The sequence below is a fragment of the Thiomicrospira sp. R3 genome (genome assembly GCF_029581415.1).
GTDB lineage: Bacteria > Pseudomonadota > Gammaproteobacteria > Thiomicrospirales > Thiomicrospiraceae > Thiomicrospira.
The window spans coordinates 2,138,225-2,157,170 of sequence record NZ_CP121121.1 but is presented as its reverse complement, the minus strand read 5'-3'; the positions used below and the strand labels follow the sequence as shown (position 1 = coordinate 2,157,170).

The window sequence follows — 18,946 nt, the reverse complement described above, 5'->3', positions numbered from 1 at the left end:
CAGGTTTACGACCATGCAGCCTAATCTTGTCTGGGTCGATTTGCGCGATAAAGCATCCTACCTGAAAGCACATCTACCTTATTCTATAAACCTAAATTGGCCGTACTTGCAATCCTGTTTGAATGCTCTACCGGATCGAACCCAGCCTTTGGGTTTAATTGCACCAAGCGATAGCCTACAGGCAGCGGCAAAGTATTTGCTTGAAAAGGATTATCGCGTTGCAGAGATGAAAACGCCGGATTATCTTCTGCAACCAGGCCTGGTTATCCGATCAGGAGAAAATCGCTTTAAAGCCTGGAGACCTAATTCATTACTTATTGAGCAGTTAAGCTATTTACAACCCAAGTTTAAGCATGCGTTGGACTTAGGTTGCGGTGGAGGGCGTGATGCGATTTATTTAGCGCAGCAGGGTTGGCAGGTTAGTGCAATTGACGAACAGCAAAGAGTGTTGAACTGCGCAACAGCCCTTGCTGAGCTGCATCATGTTAAGGTGGATTGGCTTAAAAAAGACCTGCGTAAACCAGCGTCTTTACCCAAAGAATCCTTTGACTTGATTATGATGATTCGGTTTTTGGATCGTGATTTATTTGAATTTATGCGCAAGCATTGCCGTTCAGATGGCTATGTTTTAATACAAACCTTTGTTCAAGGTGTTGATGCCTTTGGTTCGCCAAAGAATCCTAACTATATTCTACGTTTTGGTGAGCTGGCAAAAGAATTTAGTGAATTTGATGTGATAGTTGATAAAATAGAGTCACTTAACGATGGCAGGCCTGTGGCGAGTTTTCTAGCCAGGCGAAAATAAGGAATAGGTAGATGATTAGCATGACGGCAAATGAACTTTTTGAATACTTTCAGCAAAACCTGATTTGTGAATCCCTCACTTTGTCTGAGGTCGATACTTTAACGCACTATCTTCAAGATAAAGCCTTTGAGCGCAATCAGATTATCTCTGATATGGGCGATGTAGGTGACTGTATGATGTTTGTTATTAAGGGTAAAGTGGGTTTTAATAGTTTTGATGGTCAAGACGATGTAAACGTCGGCATTCAAGGCGTTGGAAATCTAGTCGGTGAAATGTCGTTTTTTGACCGTAAGCCTCGTAATTTAAGGATGTATGCGGCCTCGAAGAAGGTTAAAATCTTGGCGTTAACTCGACCTATGTACGATCGTTTAAAAATTGAACAACCTTTTATTGCGGTTAATATTCTTGAAAATGCTGTGGTGAGCTTGGATCACCTTGTGCGCTCGATGAGCGAAAATATGGCTCAAATTGAGCATTATGTTCGTGGTTATGGGCGCCATTGATCATTTTGGAATTCTTGTATTTTTTTAAAAAATATGGATAATAGGTTTGCTGTTTCTGCTATCGGTTGCGGAGACAAAATTTTAATTATTTAACCGATCTCAAGGAGAGAAAAAAGATGGATGCAGCTACTAAAGCGTCAATCGTTGCTGAATACGGCGCGAATGCACAGGATACCGGTTCTTCAGAAGTTCAGGTGGCCCTATTAACTCACCGTATCAAGCACTTAACTGAGCATTTTAAATCTCACAAACAAGACAATCACTCACGTGTAGGTTTGTTGCGTTTAGTTAGCCGCCGTCGTAAGTTATTAGATTACTTACATCAAAAAGATGGTCAGCGTTATTTAGATTTAATCGGACGTCTTGGTTTACGTAAGTAAATTAAAACCTCTGAACAAAAAAGCCCCGCTAGTCGGGGCTTTTTTGTAGGTTTAAATGTTATCAAGCGTTACAATACAAAGGCTTTATTTTTAACATTGTTTAACTGCGAAACCTTAACCTGAATCCTTAAACCAACCAGGCCTGGTTGGTTTAAGGATTCAGGTTTTCAGTTAAACCCAAGCATAATAGGAAAATCTGATGGCAAAACATGTAAAAACATTCCAGTACGGGCAGCATACAGTGACATTCGAAACCGGTGAAGTCGCAAGACAAGCAGACGGTGCAGTAATAGTGGGTATGGGTGATACCCGTATTTTAGTGACCGTAGTTGGCGCTAAAAAAGCCAGCGAAGGGCAAGATTTCTTTCCGTTGTCTGTGCATTACCAAGAAAAAGCCTATGCAGCAGGGCGCATTCCGGGTGGTTTTTTAAAGCGTGAAAGCCGTCCGTCTGAGTTTGAAACACTCACTTCACGTTTAATTGATCGCCCGATTCGTCCGTTATTTCCGAAAGGTTTTATGAACGAAGTGCAAGTGATTGCGACTGTGTTAGCGCTTGATCCTGAAGTGGGCACGGAAGTGGCGGCGATGTTGGGTACATCGGCCGCTTTAGCGATTTCAGGGATTCCATTTAACGGCCCAATTGGTGCGGCGATTGTCGGTTATATTGATGGCGCTTATGTGTTAAATCCTTCTAAATTAACGTTAGAAAATTCTGATTTGGAGTTGAGCGTTGCGGGTACCGAATCAGCGGTGTTGATGGTCGAATCAGAAGCTAGCGAATTGCCAGAAGATGTGATGTTAGGCGCGGTGATGTTTGGTCATCAGCAGATGCAAGTGGCGATTCAAGCGGTGCGTGAGTTGGCGGCAGAGGTTGGCAAACCACGTTGGGATTGGCAGCCTGTGGCTGAAAACACCGAGTTAAAAGACCAGGTATTCGGTTTAATTCGTGCTGAGGTTGAAGCAGCCTACCAAATAGCTGATAAAATGGATCGTTATGCGGCTTTGGATGCGGCTAAAGCAAAAATGATTGTAACATTAACAGTGTCAGAAACCAACCCAGACGGCGCAGCCGAAAAAGCCTTAGAAGGCTTGTTTGGCAAGTTGCAAAAAGATATCGTCCGTGGACGTTCAGTAGCCGGTCAACCGCGTATTGATGGTCGCGATAATCACACCATTCGTGGCATTCAGTGTCAGGTGGGCGTGTTGCCAAAGGTGCATGGTTCAGCGTTGTTTACGCGTGGTGAAACGCAAGCATTGGTTGTGACCACGCTTGGCACCGAAACCGATGCGAAAATTGTTGATGAGTTAATCGGTTCCTACAAAGACCGTTTTATGTTGCATTACAACTTCCCTCCCTATTCGGTCGGTGAGTGTGGGCGTATGGGTGGACCGGGTCGCCGTGAAATTGGTCACGGGATGTTGGCGCGTCGTGGTATTGCGGCGATGTTACCTACAGCAGAAGAGTTTCCTTACACGGTGCGTGTGGTATCTGAAATCACCGAGTCAAACGGTTCAAGCTCGATGGCGTCCGTTTGTGGTACGAGTATGTCGTTGATGCATGCGGGTGTGCCAATTGCTGCACCCGTTGCAGGGATTGCCATGGGCTTGATTAAGGAAGAGGCTGGCTTTGCGGTCTTGTCTGATATTTTGGGTGATGAAGATCACCTTGGCGATATGGACTTTAAAGTAGCAGGAACCGATCAAGGGATTACCGCGCTGCAGATGGATATTAAAATTGAAGGGATTACTGAAGAAATCATGCGTATCGCGCTTGACCAAGCGAGAGCAGGGCGTTTACATATTTTAGGTGAGATGTCAAAAGTGATTAGGGCTTCAAATGCGGATGTGGCGACAACCGCTCCGCGTATCACTACGATTAAAGTTAAACCTGAAAAAGTGCGTGAAATCATCGGTAAAGGTGGCGCAGTGATTCGTGCTTTAACCGAAGAAACTGGCGCGGTGATTGAGTTGGATGATGACGGTACCGTGCGTATTGCTTCGTCTGATCAGGCTTGCTCGGATGATGCGATTGCACGAATTATGGCGATTGTCGCTGAGCCTGAAATTGGCAAGGTGTATGAGGCCAAGGTGGTGAAGATTGTTGATTTCGGTGCGTTTGTGTCTTATATGCCGGGTCGTGAAGGTTTGGTGCATGTATCGCAAATCTCTGAAGAACGCGTTGAAAACGTCGCGGATTATCTACAAGAAGGCCAAGAAATTAAAGTGCGCCTAACTGAAGTAGACAAGCAAGGGCGCGTTAAACTGTCGATTAAAGCCGTTTAATGGCGTGTTGAGCATTGAATTTTGTTTAGGCTTAATGGATGGCTAGTTTGTACGTCATCCCGGCGTAGGCCGGGATCTCTTCAGGTTGTGCGCTGTCGGTTTGGGATTCCGGCCTTCGCCGGAGTGGCCGTGACCTACAGCGTGGGAACGAGGCTTAAAATTAAAAACTAACAAAAATCCGTTGCAAGACGGTTTTTTTATTTGTGAGGTGTTATGCAAAATTGTTATGAAACGTTTGAATTTATTAATGAACAAGCTATAGACAGTCTGTCTATCAAGGTACAAACCTTTCGCCACAAAGCGACGGGCGCGATGCATTACCACTTGGCCGCCGATGACGAGCACAAGGTATTTATGGTAGCTTTGCGAACCGTGCCAGAAGACTCAACGGGCGTGGCGCATATTCTTGAACACACTACCTTATGCGGTTCAGAAAAATACCCAGTGCGTGATCCGTTTTTTATGATGATTCGCCGCTCAATCAATACCTTTATGAATGCCTTTACGTCTAGTGATTGGACGGCCTATCCGTTTGCTACTGAAAACGACAAGGATTATCAAAACCTGTTGCAGGTCTATATGGATGCGGTGTTTTTCCCTAAACTCGACCCGCTAGATTTTGCGCAAGAAGGTCATCGCTTTGAGTTTGAAAAAATGGACGATGCCAGCTCGCCCCTTACCTATAAAGGCGTGGTGTTTAATGAAATGAAAGGGGCGATGAGTTCGCCGGTTTCGACCCTATGGCAAGCCCTCACCACCGAGCTTTACCCAACCTCGACCTACCATTACAACAGTGGCGGTGAACCCGAAGCCATTCCGGATTTAAGCTACCAACAACTGATCGATTTTCATAAAACCCATTATCACCCATCCAATGCGGTGTTTATGACCTATGGCAATCAAGATCCAGCCAAGCTGCAAGCCGATTTCGAAGCACTGGGTTTAGCAAGCTTTAATGAGCAGATTGCCCCGACTTTTGTGACCACAGAACAGCGTTTTAGCGCACCCAAAGCGGTCGAACAAACCTATGCGTTAGATGAAGAAGACACGGCGAATAAAACCCATATTGTGGTTGGCTGGTTACTGGGTTTAAACCGTGACCCGATGGATGTGCTTAAAGGTCATTTGCTGTCATCGGTATTGCTTGATAACAGTGCATCGCCTTTGCGATTTGTATTGGAACAAACCGAGTTAGCCACCGCACCCTCACCCCTGTGTGGTCTTGAAGATTCCAACAAAGAAATGGCGTTCGTTGTCGGTGTGCAGGGTTCAGAAGCGCACCATGCGCAGGCGATAGAAGATTTAATTATCAATGAGTTAGAGCGCATTGTTAAGGAAGGGATTGATCAATCGCATGTTGAAGCTATGTTACATCAACTTGAATTAAGCCAGCGTGAAGTCGGTGGCGATAGCCATCCTTATGGTTTAGAGCTGATGCTGGGTGCCTTGCCAGCCGCTTTGCATCAAGGTGATCCTGTGGCGATGTTGGATGTGGATAGGGTATTGGTTGAGCTGCAACACGAGATTGAAAAGAGCGATTTTATTCCAAATTTAATCCAGACCTGGTTGTTAGATAATCCGCATAGGGTGCGTTTAACGCTCAAGCCAGATGCCCAATTAGGCGCACAACGTGAAGCGGCAGAAAAAGCCAAATTAGCCCAGATTCAAGCGGCGTTAACAGAGGCGCAAAAACAAGCCATTATCGATCAAGCTCAAGCACTTGAGCAGCGTCAAGCACAATTAGATGACGCAGATATTCTGCCTAAAGTTACCAAAGACGATGTGCAGGTTAGCTTGGCGCAAATTGAACCTACACACCAAGCTAAAACCATGACTGGCTATATGCGCGCTACTAATGGTTTGGTGTATCAACAACTGATTATACCGACTCCTGATTTAACCCCAGACCAACAAGCGATGATGCCGTTGTTTAATGCTTGTTTAACCGAGGTGGGCAGTGGGGGGCGTGATTATTTGCAAACGCAATCGCTGCAGGCAGCACTAACCGGAGGGCTGTCGGCTCGCTCAGTCGTACGCGCGGATGGCGATGATGCTTTACGCTATCAAACTCACGTTATCCTCAGTGGCAAGGCATTGAATCGTCACCAACAAGACCTCAGCCAATTGATGCAACAAACCCTGCATCAGGTTGACTTTAAAGAAACCGAGCGGTTAAAAGACCTTGTGGCGCAAATTCGCTCGTCAATGGAACACCGGATTACCGGCGCGGGACATAGTTTGGCGATGAGTGCGGCTTGTCAGAGTTTTTCAGTGGCGGCAAAATGGAATTTTGAACGCTCTGGATTGGCAGGGATTCGTTTTATCAAGCAATTAGATAAAGACCTTGCGGATGACACAAAACTTAATCACTTTGCTGAACAGCTTGCGCAGATTCGTGAAAAAATCGCACAATCGAATAAACACGGATTATTAATCGCAGATGAGCAGGGTTATCACCAGGCCTGGTCAGGTTTTGATGGTTTAGTTGGGCAGGTTGATACAAATTTAAATGGATTAAACCTAGCAAAACCCCAAGCGATTAACCACCAGGCCTGGTTGACATCTACTCAGGTTAATTTCTGTGCGCAAGCCTATCCAGCGGCAATGTGGGGGCATGAGGATGCGCCGATTCTTTCGGTATTAGGCGCGTGTTTGCGCAATGGCTTTTTGCATAGCGCAATTCGTGAGAAGGGCGGTGCCTATGGCGGCGGCGCAAGTTTTGATAGTGAATCAGGCGCATTCGTGTTTTATTCCTACCGTGATCCGCGTTTAATGGATACCTATGCGGATTTTGAACGTGCGCTTAACTGGTTGATGAGCGATGCCACTCAAGCACAGGTTGATGAAGCGGTGCTGAATGTGGTGAGTGCGATGGATAAACCCGGTTCACCCGCTGGCGAAGCTAAAAAAGCCTTCTATCATGAACTCTATGGTCGTAGCCATTCAAAACGCATGGCCTATCGTCAAGCGGTGTTGAAAGCCGATCTTGCCCAGTTACAAGCGCTCGCCCAGCGCTACCTTAACGCCCAACCCACCCGCGCCGTCGTTACTCAGTCCAGTCAATCTGAACTGCTAAGCGCCAATGGTTTTGAGTTGATTAAGCTTTAGCTTTCTATCCTAGCGGGTTTGAGGTTTTATCGAGAACTTGAAACCCGCTTTAGTCTTGTTGTTGCTTTGGCAGCCAGTCGCTGGTTTTGCCTGTCCAGTAGTAAACGGTTAGCCCAATCCATTCACGCCATCCGGGTTCTAGTGCTTTTAGGTGATCAAAGAAGTCAAAGTTTATTTGTCGTAACTCGGCGCTATTGCTGCGATAGTCAACGGGATAGGCGATGAGGTTGATGTTTTGTTTCTGTGCGATGCCGACAGCGCGCGGCATGTGAAATGCGGAGGTCACTAGGAGATAAACGCCATCGGGCTTTAGAAGGGGTTGTATATTGCGAAAGTTCTCATAGGTATTGCGTGATTCGGATTCGATAACAAGACGAGTTAAATCCAATCCCATGTCGGCAAATAATTGGCGAGAAATTTCGCCTTCGCTACCGGTATTTTGCAGTTGAATCGAACCGCTGCCACCGCTAAATATAACCGGTGCATTGGGGTAGATGTCGGCCAGTTTTTTGGTGGCAATGTAGCGATCGCCGCCTAAACCTAGTTCGGCGACATTCCAACTTAGCGAGCGTTTTAAATCTTCACCGCCACCCAGAATAATGATGCCATCAATCTGTTGGGGTAGATGCTGCGGCTGTGCGAATCGGCTTTCTAGCGGTTCAATTAACTTGTCGCCAACGGGATAGACCAGCACCAGGCCTGCCAGCAGCGCATTGGGAATTAAAACCCATTTTGCCAGCCTATAGCCCTTGAAAAGAACCAGCAGTGTGCCCAATATAAAAACCAAGATTAAAAAGTTACTCGGGCTTAATACCGCCCAACTAAGTTTTGATAAAACGAAAAATAGATTGTCCATTAGTTACTCTTTGGTTTATATTTCATATGTTTGAATAAAATTTTTAATACATTACTTGAATAAAAAAATCACGTCCCTATAACCTTAACAACAATCAATTAAGAGGACGCAGTCATGATGGATAAATTCACTACCCAGTTTCAATCGGTATTATCACAAGCCCAGTCGTTGGCCAATAGCCAAGACAATCAGTTTATTGAGCCCTTGCATATTCTAGCGACTTTAATCCCTGAGCAGACACATTTGTTAGTTTTGGCGGGTGTGGAGGTGAATGCACTGAATCAAGCCGTGCAAACTCGGCTGAAAACCCTGCCGCAGGTTAGCGGTACGGGCGGTGATGTGCAAATTTCGCGTCAAACAGGCGCGATCTTAAATTTAATGGAAAAACAAGCGCAGAAAAACCAAGATGCCTATATATCAAGTGAATTGTTTTTTCTGGCGGCGTTGCAATCGAAAGATCAAATAGCCGATATGTTAAAACAAGCAGGCCTGGTTGAAACAAAACTCAGTCAGGCGATTCAACAAGTCCGAGGAGGCGAGAGCGTGCAAGATCAAAATGCCGAGTCAACGCGTCAAGCGTTGGAAAAATATACGATTGATTTAACCTCACTGGCCGAATCAGGCAAGCTAGACCCGGTAATAGGACGTGATGATGAAATCCGCCGTGCGATTCAGGTTTTGCAACGTCGTACCAAAAACAATCCGGTGTTGATTGGCGAGCCAGGTGTGGGTAAAACCGCGATTGTCGAGGGCCTGGCCCAACGTATTGTCAATGGTGAGGTGCCAGAAGGTTTGCGTAACAAACGCGTGCTGTCACTGGATTTGGGCGCGTTATTAGCGGGGGCGAAGTATCGCGGAGACTTTGAAGAACGCCTCAAGGCGGTGCTAAAAGATCTGTCTAACAACGAAGGTCGGGTGATTTTATTTATCGACGAAATTCACACCATGGTCGGCGCAGGTAAAGCTGAAGGCGCAATGGATGCGGGCAATATGCTCAAACCAGCCTTAGCGCGTGGCGAATTACATTGTATCGGCGCGACCACGCTCAATGAATATCGCGACAATATCGAAAAAGATGCCGCGTTAGAGCGTCGTTTCCAAAAAGTATTGGTGGATGAACCGAACGAGGAAGATACGATTGCGATTTTGCGCGGTTTAAAAGAGCGTTATGAAGTGCATCACGGTGTAGCAATTAGTGATCCGGCGATTGTCGCGGCGGCGCGTTTGTCGCAGCGTTATATCACCGACCGCCAACTGCCGGATAAAGCGATTGACTTGATTGACGAAGCCGCATCACGTATTCGGATGGAAATCGATTCCAAACCCGAAGAAATGGACAAGTTGGATCGTCGTTTAATCCAGCTCAAAATGGAGCAGGTGGCACTCAAGAAAGAAAAAGACGATGCCTCAAAAAAACGCCTCGCAATTTTAAAAGACCAAATCAAAGAACTGGAAAAGCAATATTCTGATTTTGAAGAAGTCTGGAAAAAAGACAAGGCCGCTTTGCAGGGTGCGCAACAATTCAAAGAAGCACTCGATAAAGCGCGCACTGAAATGGAAGCCGCCCGTCGTGAGGGTAATCTGGCGCGTATGTCGGAACTGCAATATGGTGTGATTCCTGATTTAGAAGCCAAAATCAAAGCGGCTGATGAAATGCAAATCAGTGACGGCGAAAAAGGCGAAATGCACCTATTACGCAACAAGGTGTCTGAAGAAGAAATCGCCGAAGTGGTGTCGCGCTGGACCGGCATTCCAGTCGCGCGCATGATGGAAGGCGAGCGTGACAAACTGCTGCGCATGGAAGACAGCCTCAGCGCTAAAGTGGTCGGTCAAGACGAGGCGGTTAAAGCGGTGTCGGATGCGATTCGACGTTCGCGCGCTGGCTTGTCTGACCCGAACAAGCCGAATGGATCATTCCTATTCCTTGGCCCAACAGGGGTGGGGAAAACCGAGCTGACCAAATCCTTGGCGGATTTCTTATTTGACAGCCAAGATGCGATTGTACGTTTGGATATGTCTGAATTTATGGAAAAACACTCGGTCGCCCGTTTAATCGGCGCGCCACCCGGTTATGTCGGTTACGAACAGGGCGGTTATCTAACCGAAGCCGTACGCCGCAAACCTTACTCGGTGATTTTGCTAGATGAGGTCGAAAAAGCACATCCGGATGTGTTTAATATCCTGTTGCAAGTACTGGACGACGGGCGTTTAACCGATGGCCAGGGGCGTACCGTGGATTTCCGTAACACGGTGATTGTGATGACCTCGAACCTGGGTTCACAGATTATTCAAGAGCTGGCAGGGGAGAGTAATTATGATGCGATGAAGTCGGCGGTGATGGAGGTGGTCGGTGGCCACTTCCGCCCCGAATTTGTTAACCGTATTGACGACATCGTGGTGTTTCATCCGCTTGGAAAAGGACAGATTCGTGCGATTACCGATATTCAGCTCGAAAGCCTGCGTTTGCGTTTGGCCGACATTGACCTAAAAATCGAGGTATCGATTGCGGCATTGGATGTCATTGGCGAGGCAGGCTTTGATCCAGTATATGGCGCGCGTCCGCTCAAGCGTGTTATCCAGCAACGCCTGGAAAACCCGCTGGCGCAACGTATCCTAAAAGGCGAGTTCCCCCCAGGCTCAACGATTCATGTAGAGTTTGAGGACGGTGAGCTTAATTTCCATTAACTAGCCAGCAACCTCGACACTCTCCAGCCTCGCTATTGCGCAATGCTGTTCACCTAAAGTGGTTCAGCATTGCGATTTATCTTATAGTAGGGTTTTTGAGCATAACCGCCCTCTGGTTTAGGACACGTTGGGTAGTTTTCAATTATGGTTTTATCAGTCGTAGAACGCAAAAACCCCAAGCAAATAAATTGCTTGGGGTTAAAAACTTGGCTCCCCAACCTGGACTCGAACCAGGGACATACGGATTAACAGTCCGCTGTTCTACCAACTGAACTATTGGGGATTGGAAATTCAAGCTACGTTGCTTGATGTGGCGTATTATAGAGAAACCTCAGACCTTTGCAAGCCTTATTTCAAAAAAAAGGTAATAATTTTTTCGCTGTTTATCAGGCTTTCAGTCAAATTCTATAAATATCAATTATTTGCGTAAAGCCTGCTGTTTAACCTAGTTTTGAACAGCAGACTCGGTTCACGAATTCATTTAGAAACTACTAGGCGAGTTAGTCCTCTACTCGATGGATGAATCGTTTTTAAGTCTCCGTTAAGCCTAACAAGAGGCGGTATCAGGATTTGTGAGCTTTTGATAGATTTCAATCCGATTTCTTCCGTGTTGCTTGGCTTGGTATAGAGCGTTATCGGCTTGGGCGAGAGCTGTTTCTATATCTTTGTAATGCCTATCTACTTCAACTACACCTAAGCTAACAGTGAATTGGATGCAGTTGCCAGCCAAGGTGAGGGCAAATTGATTCACGTTTTGGCGAAGTCTTTCGGCTAAAACTAACGCGTAATCCAATTGCGTTTCCGGTAATAAGAGCACAAATTCTTCACCGCCTAAACGTCCGATAATATCGGTCTTGCGAAGTGTGTCGCTCATCAGTTTGGCAAAGGCTTTAAGCACTTGATCACCAGCAGCGTGACCATAGGTGTCATTAACACGTTTAAAGTGGTCTAGGTCGGCCATAATTAGCACCGCGTTATGTTGGTTTCGTTTAATGCGTTCAAGTTCTTGGTGCATTTGTTCTAGCAAATAGCGGCGATTAGCTAGGCCAGTTAAGGCATCAAAGCGTGATTGGTCAATTAGCTTTTGTTGCAGTTTTTTGACTTCAGTAATATCTTGAAAAACCACAACAGACCCAACAAGTTGATCTTTTTTATGGAGTGGTGTAACGACTAGGTTGACCGGGAAACCTTCGCCATTGGCGCGTATAAACCATTCTTCGATGCGCCTAGTTTGACCGTCTTGCGTGGTTTTATGGATCGGGCAGGCACGCTGTGGGTAGGGATCGCCGCTCGGATAATGGTGGTGGAATAGGTCGTGTTGGTTTTGACCTAAAGCCTGTTCAGCCTTCTGCCAACCCAGCATCGCTAAAGCAGCAGGATTGATAAAGGTACACTTGCCTTGAAGATCGGTTCCATACACCCCCTCACCCAGGGTAGAAAGCAGTAATTCAAAGCGCTGGTGTTCGGTTTTCTCTCTTTTTAATAGGCTCAGTATAAAGAAGGTAGAAATAAGACTAGCGATTGCGCCGCCTATCAAAATCCAGTAAATAGCCGCCCACTTTTGCCAAGTATCTACAAAGGTAAAATGAGGTGCGTGCTCAAACGGCGGTAGCCGGAGAGTTCGCGCTAGCTCTTCAACCACAAGATAGTCAGCTGGAATGGTGAAGCCGTGAATGCCTGCAGCGATTGCAGCAGGGTGGTCGGGTTCGAGTGAGTAAAGCGCTGATGCAATGTGGCGCACCGCCTGTTCATCAACATGCTTTAGTGCAAATACCGGCCATTGAGGATAAAGCCGAGTCGATACTTGGTGTTTAAATTCGTCATGTTTTTTGGGTTGAATGACTTTAAGCAGGCCTGGTTGAATGAGTTGTTGTTGCTCTAGGTTTTCTAACACCCCATCACGGATGAAGCCTGCATCAACGTGCTTATTGATAACGGCTTCAACAACCGCTTGGTGCGTACCCAATTCAATAAATTGAACATCCCTTTTCAGCTTCAAGCCCGCACGATGAAGTTCATAAGCTTGAGAGCGGTAGCCGCCCATATTGAAAAAGGATGGGATACCAATACGGGTGCCTTTTAAATCTTGTAAACGGTCTAAATTAACACGATCTGCGCGTGCAATAATAGCACCACCCAGCTGAAAAACAGGGTCTCCGTTATTATCTGACTCGACTAATGTGGCGATTACCCCTGAGAGTTCAAAGTGATGCCGCGCCATTAAAAAATGGGTTGGGTTAGTAGAAACAATATCAATCTTGCCCTGTTCAATTTGTTCAAACATGACATCATGCGCCAAAACATGAAGTCTGATTTCTTCGTTTTCGAGCTGCTCGTTGATATAGTTAATAATTGGTGAAAACTTAGCGTGAGTTTGGGGTTCACCAAGATAGCTAAATACACCAAAGTTAAGCATAACTTTGCTATCTGCATGCACAAAAGTGGCTAGAAAGATTAAACTACCAAATAGTTTAAGGCGACTTAATAGACGCATAGGGTCGATCTCGAACAGGAAAAAACATTTCATTGTAATCAATATGTAGCTATTTATCAATCCCCGCTTATATCCCCGTCGTTCACCCTTGTCTATTTGCGCTAAGTTTTGTAATTAAAGTGGTCACAAGCAATAGCCCAGCAGCTACCGCCATTGATGCGGATAACGCACTATCAAGCCACCAGGCAAAACCAAAACCGATCAAAACCGAGGCCTGGGCATAAAGCACCGCGAACACCATCATCTGTTTAAGCGATTTAGCGAGTAGATAAGCGGTTGCGGCGGGAATGACCATTAAGGCGATCACCAAAATTGAACCCACCAGATCAAACGATGCGACTGCGCTAACGGAGACCAGCGTCATCAATAAGTAATGCCAGAGGGCGGTTTGAATGCCTAGGCTGGTGGCTAGGGCGGGGTGGAAACTGGTTAGTTTAAAGCGTTGATAACCGATGCCGAGCACAATCAGGTTTATCAATAACACCAGGCCTGCTAACCAAAAAGCTTGTGGGCCAAAATTTTGACCGTCGATAACCAGCGGGTTAAATGGAATAAAGGCCATTTCACCAAACAAAACATGTTCATGATCCAAGTGAACATGGTCGGCATAGAGGGCAATTAACACAATCGCTATCGCAAAAAACCAAGTGAACACCAGGCCTAAGCTGGCATCCTTGGCTAAGGGCGCTTTTTGATGAATAAACTGTGTTAACCAAGCGGTCAGCAACCCCACCAGCACCGCACCACTGAGCATCAATGTGATAGACACTTGTTGAAAAATAAGATACACCAATACAATGCCGAGTAGTACCGAGTGGCTAATCGCGTCGCCCAATAACGCCATTCGACGAAGAATCAGCAAGCTACCCACTAAGGCGCAAGAGGTGGCGACTAGGCTGGCGGTGATCAAAATCCAGAATTCATACATCTGCTTTGATCCCTGCGGTTTGGGCGCGTTTCTTGGTTAAAACCCATCCCCGTGACAAGGCCCATGACAAAGCAAACAACACACCCAGAATCACCACCATCCAGGGTCCAGTCGGCATATTGGCGATTTGCATTGAAAGCTGGGTGCTTATTAGGGCGCTGATCATCGCAAACAGCGCCGCAAGCCAAAGCAAAACAGGCAGAGATTGTGACCAAAAACGCGCAATGCTAATCGGGATGAGTAAGGCCGCCGCCATCAGAATTACCCCGACAATCTGCAAACCAATCACAATGGTGAATACCAGCACCAAGGCAAAACTCAATTCATAGCGCTTCAATTTTAGCCCTAAGCTTTGCGCATAAATGGGGTCAAAACTAATCAATCGGAGTTTGTGAAAAACAATCACTAGATAACTCAGCGCGAGCAGGGTGATGACAATCAGCCAATTGACATCGTTCGCGTTCATCGCGGCCGCTTGACCGAATAGCAGTTTATCTAAGCCTGATTTATTTTCCATCGTTGAGTTTTGGATAAACGACAATAACATTAAGCCAACCGCAAAAAACAGCGACAACACCACCGCCATCGCGGTATCGGTTTTTATTTTAGTCTTCTGGGTTAAAAACTGAATCACATAATAACCGAGTAAGCTGCTGAGTAACGCAGAAAACACCACCAGGCCTGGTTGGGTAGATTCAAATAAAATAAACGCCATCATAATGCCAGGCAGGGCGGCATGGGCTAATACATCACCAATAAGCGCGCGTTGGCGTAATACCGCCATGCCACCTATAGTCGCGGCACTTATCCCAAGCAGCAGGGTGCCTGTCAGCACCCAAATAAAATTTGCATCTTGCCACAAACTCATAGGCTAGGCTCGCTCAGATGAAGGTTTTCAAGCAGCGGCAGGCGCCCCTCGAAGGTCTTTTGTAAGTTGTCTAGGGTGAGTGCTTGGTTGATGGGTCCACTCGCGATTAGAGCGCCATTAATCATCACCACCCAATCAAAATAACGCGCAAGGGTGTTGAGGTCGTGATGCACACAAACCAGTGTTTGGTTTTGCGCTTTGAGTTCGGCGAACAAGGCAACTAGCGCATTCTCCGTTGCCATATCCACACCGGCAAAAGGCTCGTCCATCAGGGTAATCGGTGCTTGTTGAGCTAGCGCGCGGGCAATAAAAACCCGCTGTTGTTGACCGCCTGAAAGTTGGCTGATTTGACGCGAAGCGAAATCGAGCATGCCCACCTTTTCAAGGCTTTGACGCACAAGGTCGTGATCTTGTTTGTTGGGTCGTTGCCAAAATTTAAGCTGACCATGGCGCCCCATCATCACGACATCAAACACATTAATCGGAAAGTCCCAATCCACCTCTTCACGCTGTGGGACATAAGCTAGTGCAGAGGCGGGGTTTGCATCGTCTAAAAAACGCACCTGACCTTGCCGTAAAGGTAGCAGGTTAATTAGACCTTTTAAAAAGGTGGACTTGCCTGCGCCGTTCGGCCCGATAATGGCAATACGTTGCGCAGCGGGTAATTGAATAGAGATATCTTTTAAGATAAATTGGTTATAGCCTAAAGATAAGTGTTGGGTTTCAATGGCGTTCACTTTAAAGCCTTTACAAGTGTTTGGGTGTTGTGGCGCATCATGCCGATGTAGCTGTCTGTGGACGTGTTTGGTGCCCCGAGTGCGTCTGATAGCAATTTGCCGCCGAGTTTTAAATCACCGCCTTCTGCTTTAATGCCTGCAATCAGTGATTTAATCGCGCGATCCGGTACACTGGCCTCAACAAATACCGCTTTGACTTGGCGCTGTTGAATAATGTCTTTCATTAGACGCAAGTCTTTTAAACCGACTTCAGAGGTGGTGTTGATGCCTTGCAGTCCCATCACTTCTAAGCCATAGGCTGCGCCATAATAGCCAAACGCATCGTGTGCGCTAATCAGGAGGCGCTGCGCTTCAGGGAGTGTTTTGATTTGTTGAGTAATCCAGTTATGCAGCGCTTCAAGCTCATTTAAATAGTGCTCTAAACGTTGGGTAAAATAGTCTTGGTGTTCGGGTAAATGGTGAATAAGTGTTTGCGCAACACCTCTGGCGGCTTGTTTCCATAAACGGGCATCCATCCAAAAATGAGGGTCATACACGGATTGTTCTACGATAAATAACTGGTCATCAATAAACTGGCTTAATGCATAACTCGGTCTAAATGCACTTAGGTTTTTCAAGACGTCTTGCATTCGCCCCTCAAGCCCTAAACCATTATAAAAAATGAGATCAGCACGTGATAACTTGCGCATATCACCAAAGCTTGCGCGGTAGTAGTGTGGATCAATGTTCGGTCCCATTAACGATTCGGCTTGAATTTTCTCTCCACCAATTTCTTTAACCAGATCGTGGACAATATTAGTGGTACTAATCACTAGAGGTTGCGCCTTCACCCAACTTGGTAATAATAACAAGCTGAGAAGGAGTGGTAAATAGGCCAAAGAAAAATGCATAAGTCTCTAGGTGCTAACTAACGATACAAAAATTTAGTTTAACCTAAAAAGTTAAATAGCTCTAGCAAATCAGCTTTTATTACGCTTGTTTTGTTACTAAAGCAGGGTAATTAATTTATAAAATAAAAATATTAGGTTAGGCTAAATATATATTGCAATGCATTTTAAAATATTTATAATAAGTCCAATTCTTTTTTTTAGCTGGACCATTTGGAGAAGATTTATGTCATTTAAACTTAAAAAAATAGCGGTGGCACTGTCATTAGCCGCGCCTACCTCATTATTCATTGTGTCGGGTTATGCGCAAGCCGAAGCGGTTTCAACCTTAGAGCGTATTTCAGTGGTACAAACCGGTTCGATTATGAGTCAGACCGAAAACGCAGTGGTGCGCCCGATTGCGGTGATTGAAGGCGAAGAGATGGAAAAACGCCGCGCTGGCACGATTGGCGAGGCGCTTGACGGTTTGCCGGGGATTAGTAATGCGGATTTTGGCCCAGGTGTCGGCCGCCCAGTGATTCGTGGGTTGCAGGGTTCACGCGTTGCGGTACTTGAAGATGGTTCTCGGGTCAGTGACGTGTCGGGTGAAGGCGCGGATCATGCGGTGGCCAGCTCGACCTTGCGCGCCGATTCGGTCGAAGTGATTCGTGGTCCGGCCACCTTGCTTTATGGGTCAGGCGCATCCGGTGGGGTAGTGAATGTGGTATCCGGTCGGTTTAGCCCGATTATTGGCGATCAGATTAACGGCACGGCGCAAGCCTCTTATGGCACCAATAACCATGACCGTCGTGCAGGCGTTGCGCTTGAACTACCCTTTAGTGAACAAATGGCGGTGCGTGTCGATATGGATGCCCGACAAACGGGCAATGCCTCGATCAAGGGTTTTCAAACCCTTGATGGCGAGGGCAAAAAAGGTGAGCTGCTTAATAGTGATGTCGAAAACCAAAACCTTGCAATTACAGGTGTCTATGCTGGCAAACGTGGCTTTTTGGGCATAGGCTTTAGTCAATGGATCGCGGATTACGGCATTCCAGAGCCAGATTACCCTGATGACTATGATCGCATCGAAGCCGAGTCGAAGCGCTTTGATCTGCGCGCTGAACTTTATGACCCGCTGCCTGGCTTCAATACCGCACGGTTTAATTTAGCCTATACCGACTTCTATCAGGAAGAGTGGGAGTATGAAGACGGCAAAAAAGAAGACCTGGAAGCGATCTTTAAACAAAAAGAATTGGACCTACGCTTGGAATTGACCCATGACCCGATTGGGGATTGGTCGGGTGTGGTTGGTTTAAACTTTAACAATGTAAAATTTGAAGCCGAAGACGATGGCGAAGCCTTTTTTATTCGTCCAAGCGAACGTAATGCGATTGGCGTTTTTAGCGTGCAAGAACGTCCTATGTCTTGGGGGCAATTCGAAATTGGATTACGTCTAGGTTATGACCAGTTTAATCCTGAGACCGTCAAGGATAATGCGGTTGACGAAGTTGTTTATCGTGGTCAGACAATCACCTTTAATGAAAACCTATCCAATCAAAACTTTCTCACCACCGGGATTGCGCTCGGTGCATTATTTGACTTGGACAGTGCGCATAAATTACGCCTAGGCATCAGTCGTTCTGAAGCCGCACCAGGCCCGGAACAGCTGTATGCCTTTGGTCGCCACGGTGCCGCGGGCACTTTTGAAATCGGTAACCCGGATCTTAAAAAAGAAACCTACCTCAATACTGAACTAAGTTTAATGCGCCAACACGCAAGCCTGCGCTATGAAGCGACGGCTTTTGCTAATTTTGTTGATAACTTTATCTATTATCGTAATGACGAAAACAATCGACGCGTGAATGGTGATGGATTCACCGATCCAGCTGGCGAACTACTGGTTTATAATGAGCAGGCGGATGCTTTTTTCTATGGTGTTGAACTCAGTGGCGCCATAGATCTTGCCACCAGCCTACCCTTGACCTTGCGCGCCAGTGGTGACTATCTTCGTGGCGAATTGCGTGATGGCGGCAACCTGCCTCGCATGACCCCGCCGCGTGTTGGCTTGGGTGCGGATACCCACTGGAGTGACTTTAAATTGAGCGTCGATTATCGTTATAACCTAAAGCAAACCAGAACAGCCGAAGCTGAAGAAACCACTGATAGCTTTGCGACATTGGGCTTTGATTTAGCCTACCACCCTGCAAACATCAAGGACTTGCGTTTGTTTTTACAAGCTCGCAACCTAACCAATGAAAATGGTCGTTTACACCAAAGCTTCTTTAAAAACGAAGCGCCGATTACGGGTCGCAACTTCACCGCCGGTGTGCGCTACCAGTTTTAGCAATCCTTTATTCCCTGTCTTCTAGTTAACTTTCGACCAGTGCCAACCAGGCCTGGTCGTTTTTTTTGCACCAATCACAAGATTTTTG

Annotated in this window: 13 protein-coding genes and 1 tRNA gene; 7 read left to right on the top strand and 7 right to left on the bottom strand. The window is 46.4% G+C overall.

Translation table 11 applies throughout. From position 1 onward, the window contains the following. Positions 1-13: 13 nt before the first annotated feature. The 5 genes from P8S55_RS10905 (at position 14) to P8S55_RS10885 (ending at position 7,080) form a co-directional block, all read left to right on the top strand. The gene (locus tag P8S55_RS10905) at positions 14-805 is read left to right on the top strand and encodes a methyltransferase domain-containing protein (protein WP_289224238.1); all 792 of its coding nucleotides are present in this window, start codon (positions 14-16) and stop codon (positions 803-805) included. Positions 806-816: 11 nt separating this feature from the next. Further along, positions 817-1,308 carry a Crp/Fnr family transcriptional regulator gene (locus P8S55_RS10900; protein ID WP_289224237.1) on the top strand — a complete coding sequence of 164 codons (492 nt, stop codon included), beginning with the start codon at positions 817-819 and terminating at the stop codon, positions 1,306-1,308. A gap of 116 nt (positions 1,309-1,424) precedes the next feature. Then, positions 1,425-1,688 (top strand): 30S ribosomal protein S15, encoded by a 264-nt coding sequence (gene rpsO, locus P8S55_RS10895; protein ID WP_289224236.1) that lies wholly within the window; start codon positions 1,425-1,427, stop codon positions 1,686-1,688. Between the two features lie 199 nt (positions 1,689-1,887). Next, positions 1,888-3,972 (top strand): polyribonucleotide nucleotidyltransferase, encoded by a 2,085-nt coding sequence (gene pnp, locus P8S55_RS10890; RefSeq protein WP_289224235.1) that lies wholly within the window; start codon positions 1,888-1,890, stop codon positions 3,970-3,972. A gap of 213 nt (positions 3,973-4,185) precedes the next feature. Continuing rightward, complete coding sequence (locus tag P8S55_RS10885) at positions 4,186-7,080, top strand: insulinase family protein (RefSeq protein WP_289224234.1); 2,895 nt, start codon at positions 4,186-4,188, stop codon at positions 7,078-7,080. Between the two features lie 49 nt (positions 7,081-7,129). Here the strand turns inward: P8S55_RS10885 and P8S55_RS10880 are convergent, their stop codons facing one another. Continuing rightward, on the bottom strand, positions 7,130-7,936 hold the full coding sequence (locus P8S55_RS10880) for a YdcF family protein (RefSeq protein ID WP_289224233.1): 807 nt from the start codon (positions 7,934-7,936) through the stop codon (positions 7,130-7,132). A gap of 114 nt (positions 7,937-8,050) precedes the next feature. On the opposite strand from P8S55_RS10880, the gene clpB reads away from it, so the two are divergent. Continuing rightward, positions 8,051-10,621 carry an ATP-dependent chaperone ClpB gene (clpB, locus tag P8S55_RS10875; protein WP_289224232.1) on the top strand — a complete coding sequence of 857 codons (2,571 nt, stop codon included), beginning with the start codon at positions 8,051-8,053 and terminating at the stop codon, positions 10,619-10,621. 207 nt (positions 10,622-10,828) lie between these two features. Here clpB and P8S55_RS10870 read toward each other — a convergent pair. From P8S55_RS10870 to P8S55_RS10845, 6 genes are all read right to left on the bottom strand, one after another. Then, positions 10,829-10,904: transfer RNA gene (locus tag P8S55_RS10870), tRNA-Asn, on the bottom strand. Positions 10,905-11,168: 264 nt separating this feature from the next. After that, positions 11,169-13,115, bottom strand: a complete 1,947-nt coding sequence (locus P8S55_RS10865) for a diguanylate cyclase (protein ID WP_289224231.1) — start codon at positions 13,113-13,115, stop codon at positions 11,169-11,171. An 82-nt stretch (positions 13,116-13,197) separates the two neighbouring features. Further along, the gene (locus tag P8S55_RS10860; protein WP_289224230.1) at positions 13,198-14,043 is read right to left on the bottom strand and encodes a metal ABC transporter permease; all 846 of its coding nucleotides are present in this window, start codon (positions 14,041-14,043) and stop codon (positions 13,198-13,200) included. Next, positions 14,036-14,911 (bottom strand): metal ABC transporter permease, encoded by an 876-nt coding sequence (locus P8S55_RS10855; protein WP_289224229.1) that lies wholly within the window; start codon positions 14,909-14,911, stop codon positions 14,036-14,038. Before P8S55_RS10855 ends, P8S55_RS10860 begins: the two co-directional genes overlap by 8 nt. Beyond that, on the bottom strand, positions 14,908-15,648 hold the full coding sequence (locus P8S55_RS10850; protein ID WP_289224228.1) for a metal ABC transporter ATP-binding protein: 741 nt from the start codon (positions 15,646-15,648) through the stop codon (positions 14,908-14,910). Before P8S55_RS10850 ends, P8S55_RS10855 begins: the two co-directional genes overlap by 4 nt. Then, on the bottom strand, positions 15,645-16,460 hold the full coding sequence (locus P8S55_RS10845; RefSeq protein WP_289224227.1) for a metal ABC transporter solute-binding protein, Zn/Mn family: 816 nt from the start codon (positions 16,458-16,460) through the stop codon (positions 15,645-15,647). Before P8S55_RS10845 ends, P8S55_RS10850 begins: the two co-directional genes overlap by 4 nt. Positions 16,461-16,761: 301 nt before the next feature. On the opposite strand from P8S55_RS10845, the gene P8S55_RS10840 reads away from it, so the two are divergent. Beyond that, positions 16,762-18,858 (top strand): TonB-dependent receptor, encoded by a 2,097-nt coding sequence (locus P8S55_RS10840; RefSeq protein ID WP_289224226.1) that lies wholly within the window; start codon positions 16,762-16,764, stop codon positions 18,856-18,858. The last annotated feature ends 88 nt before the right edge of the window (positions 18,859-18,946 follow it).

Bases quoted from the DNA above. Each gene is read 5' to 3' on its own strand.
- P8S55_RS10905 (WP_289224238.1), top strand. From the start codon at position 14: ATGCAGCCTAATCTTGTCTGGGTCGATTTGCGCGATAAAGCATCCTAC.
- P8S55_RS10900 (WP_289224237.1), top strand. From the start codon at position 817: ATGATTAGCATGACGGCAAATGAACTTTTTGAATACTTTCAGCAAAAC.
- rpsO (WP_289224236.1), top strand. From the start codon at position 1,425: ATGGATGCAGCTACTAAAGCGTCAATCGTTGCTGAATACGGCGCGAAT.
- pnp (WP_289224235.1), top strand. From the start codon at position 1,888: ATGGCAAAACATGTAAAAACATTCCAGTACGGGCAGCATACAGTGACA.
- P8S55_RS10885 (WP_289224234.1), top strand. From the start codon at position 4,186: ATGCAAAATTGTTATGAAACGTTTGAATTTATTAATGAACAAGCTATA.
- P8S55_RS10880 (WP_289224233.1), bottom strand. From the start codon at position 7,936: ATGGACAATCTATTTTTCGTTTTATCAAAACTTAGTTGGGCGGTATTA.
- clpB (WP_289224232.1), top strand. From the start codon at position 8,051: ATGATGGATAAATTCACTACCCAGTTTCAATCGGTATTATCACAAGCC.
- P8S55_RS10865 (WP_289224231.1), bottom strand. From the start codon at position 13,115: ATGCGTCTATTAAGTCGCCTTAAACTATTTGGTAGTTTAATCTTTCTA.
- P8S55_RS10860 (WP_289224230.1), bottom strand. From the start codon at position 14,043: ATGTATGAATTCTGGATTTTGATCACCGCCAGCCTAGTCGCCACCTCT.
- P8S55_RS10855 (WP_289224229.1), bottom strand. From the start codon at position 14,911: ATGAGTTTGTGGCAAGATGCAAATTTTATTTGGGTGCTGACAGGCACC.
- P8S55_RS10840 (WP_289224226.1), top strand. From the start codon at position 16,762: ATGTCATTTAAACTTAAAAAAATAGCGGTGGCACTGTCATTAGCCGCG.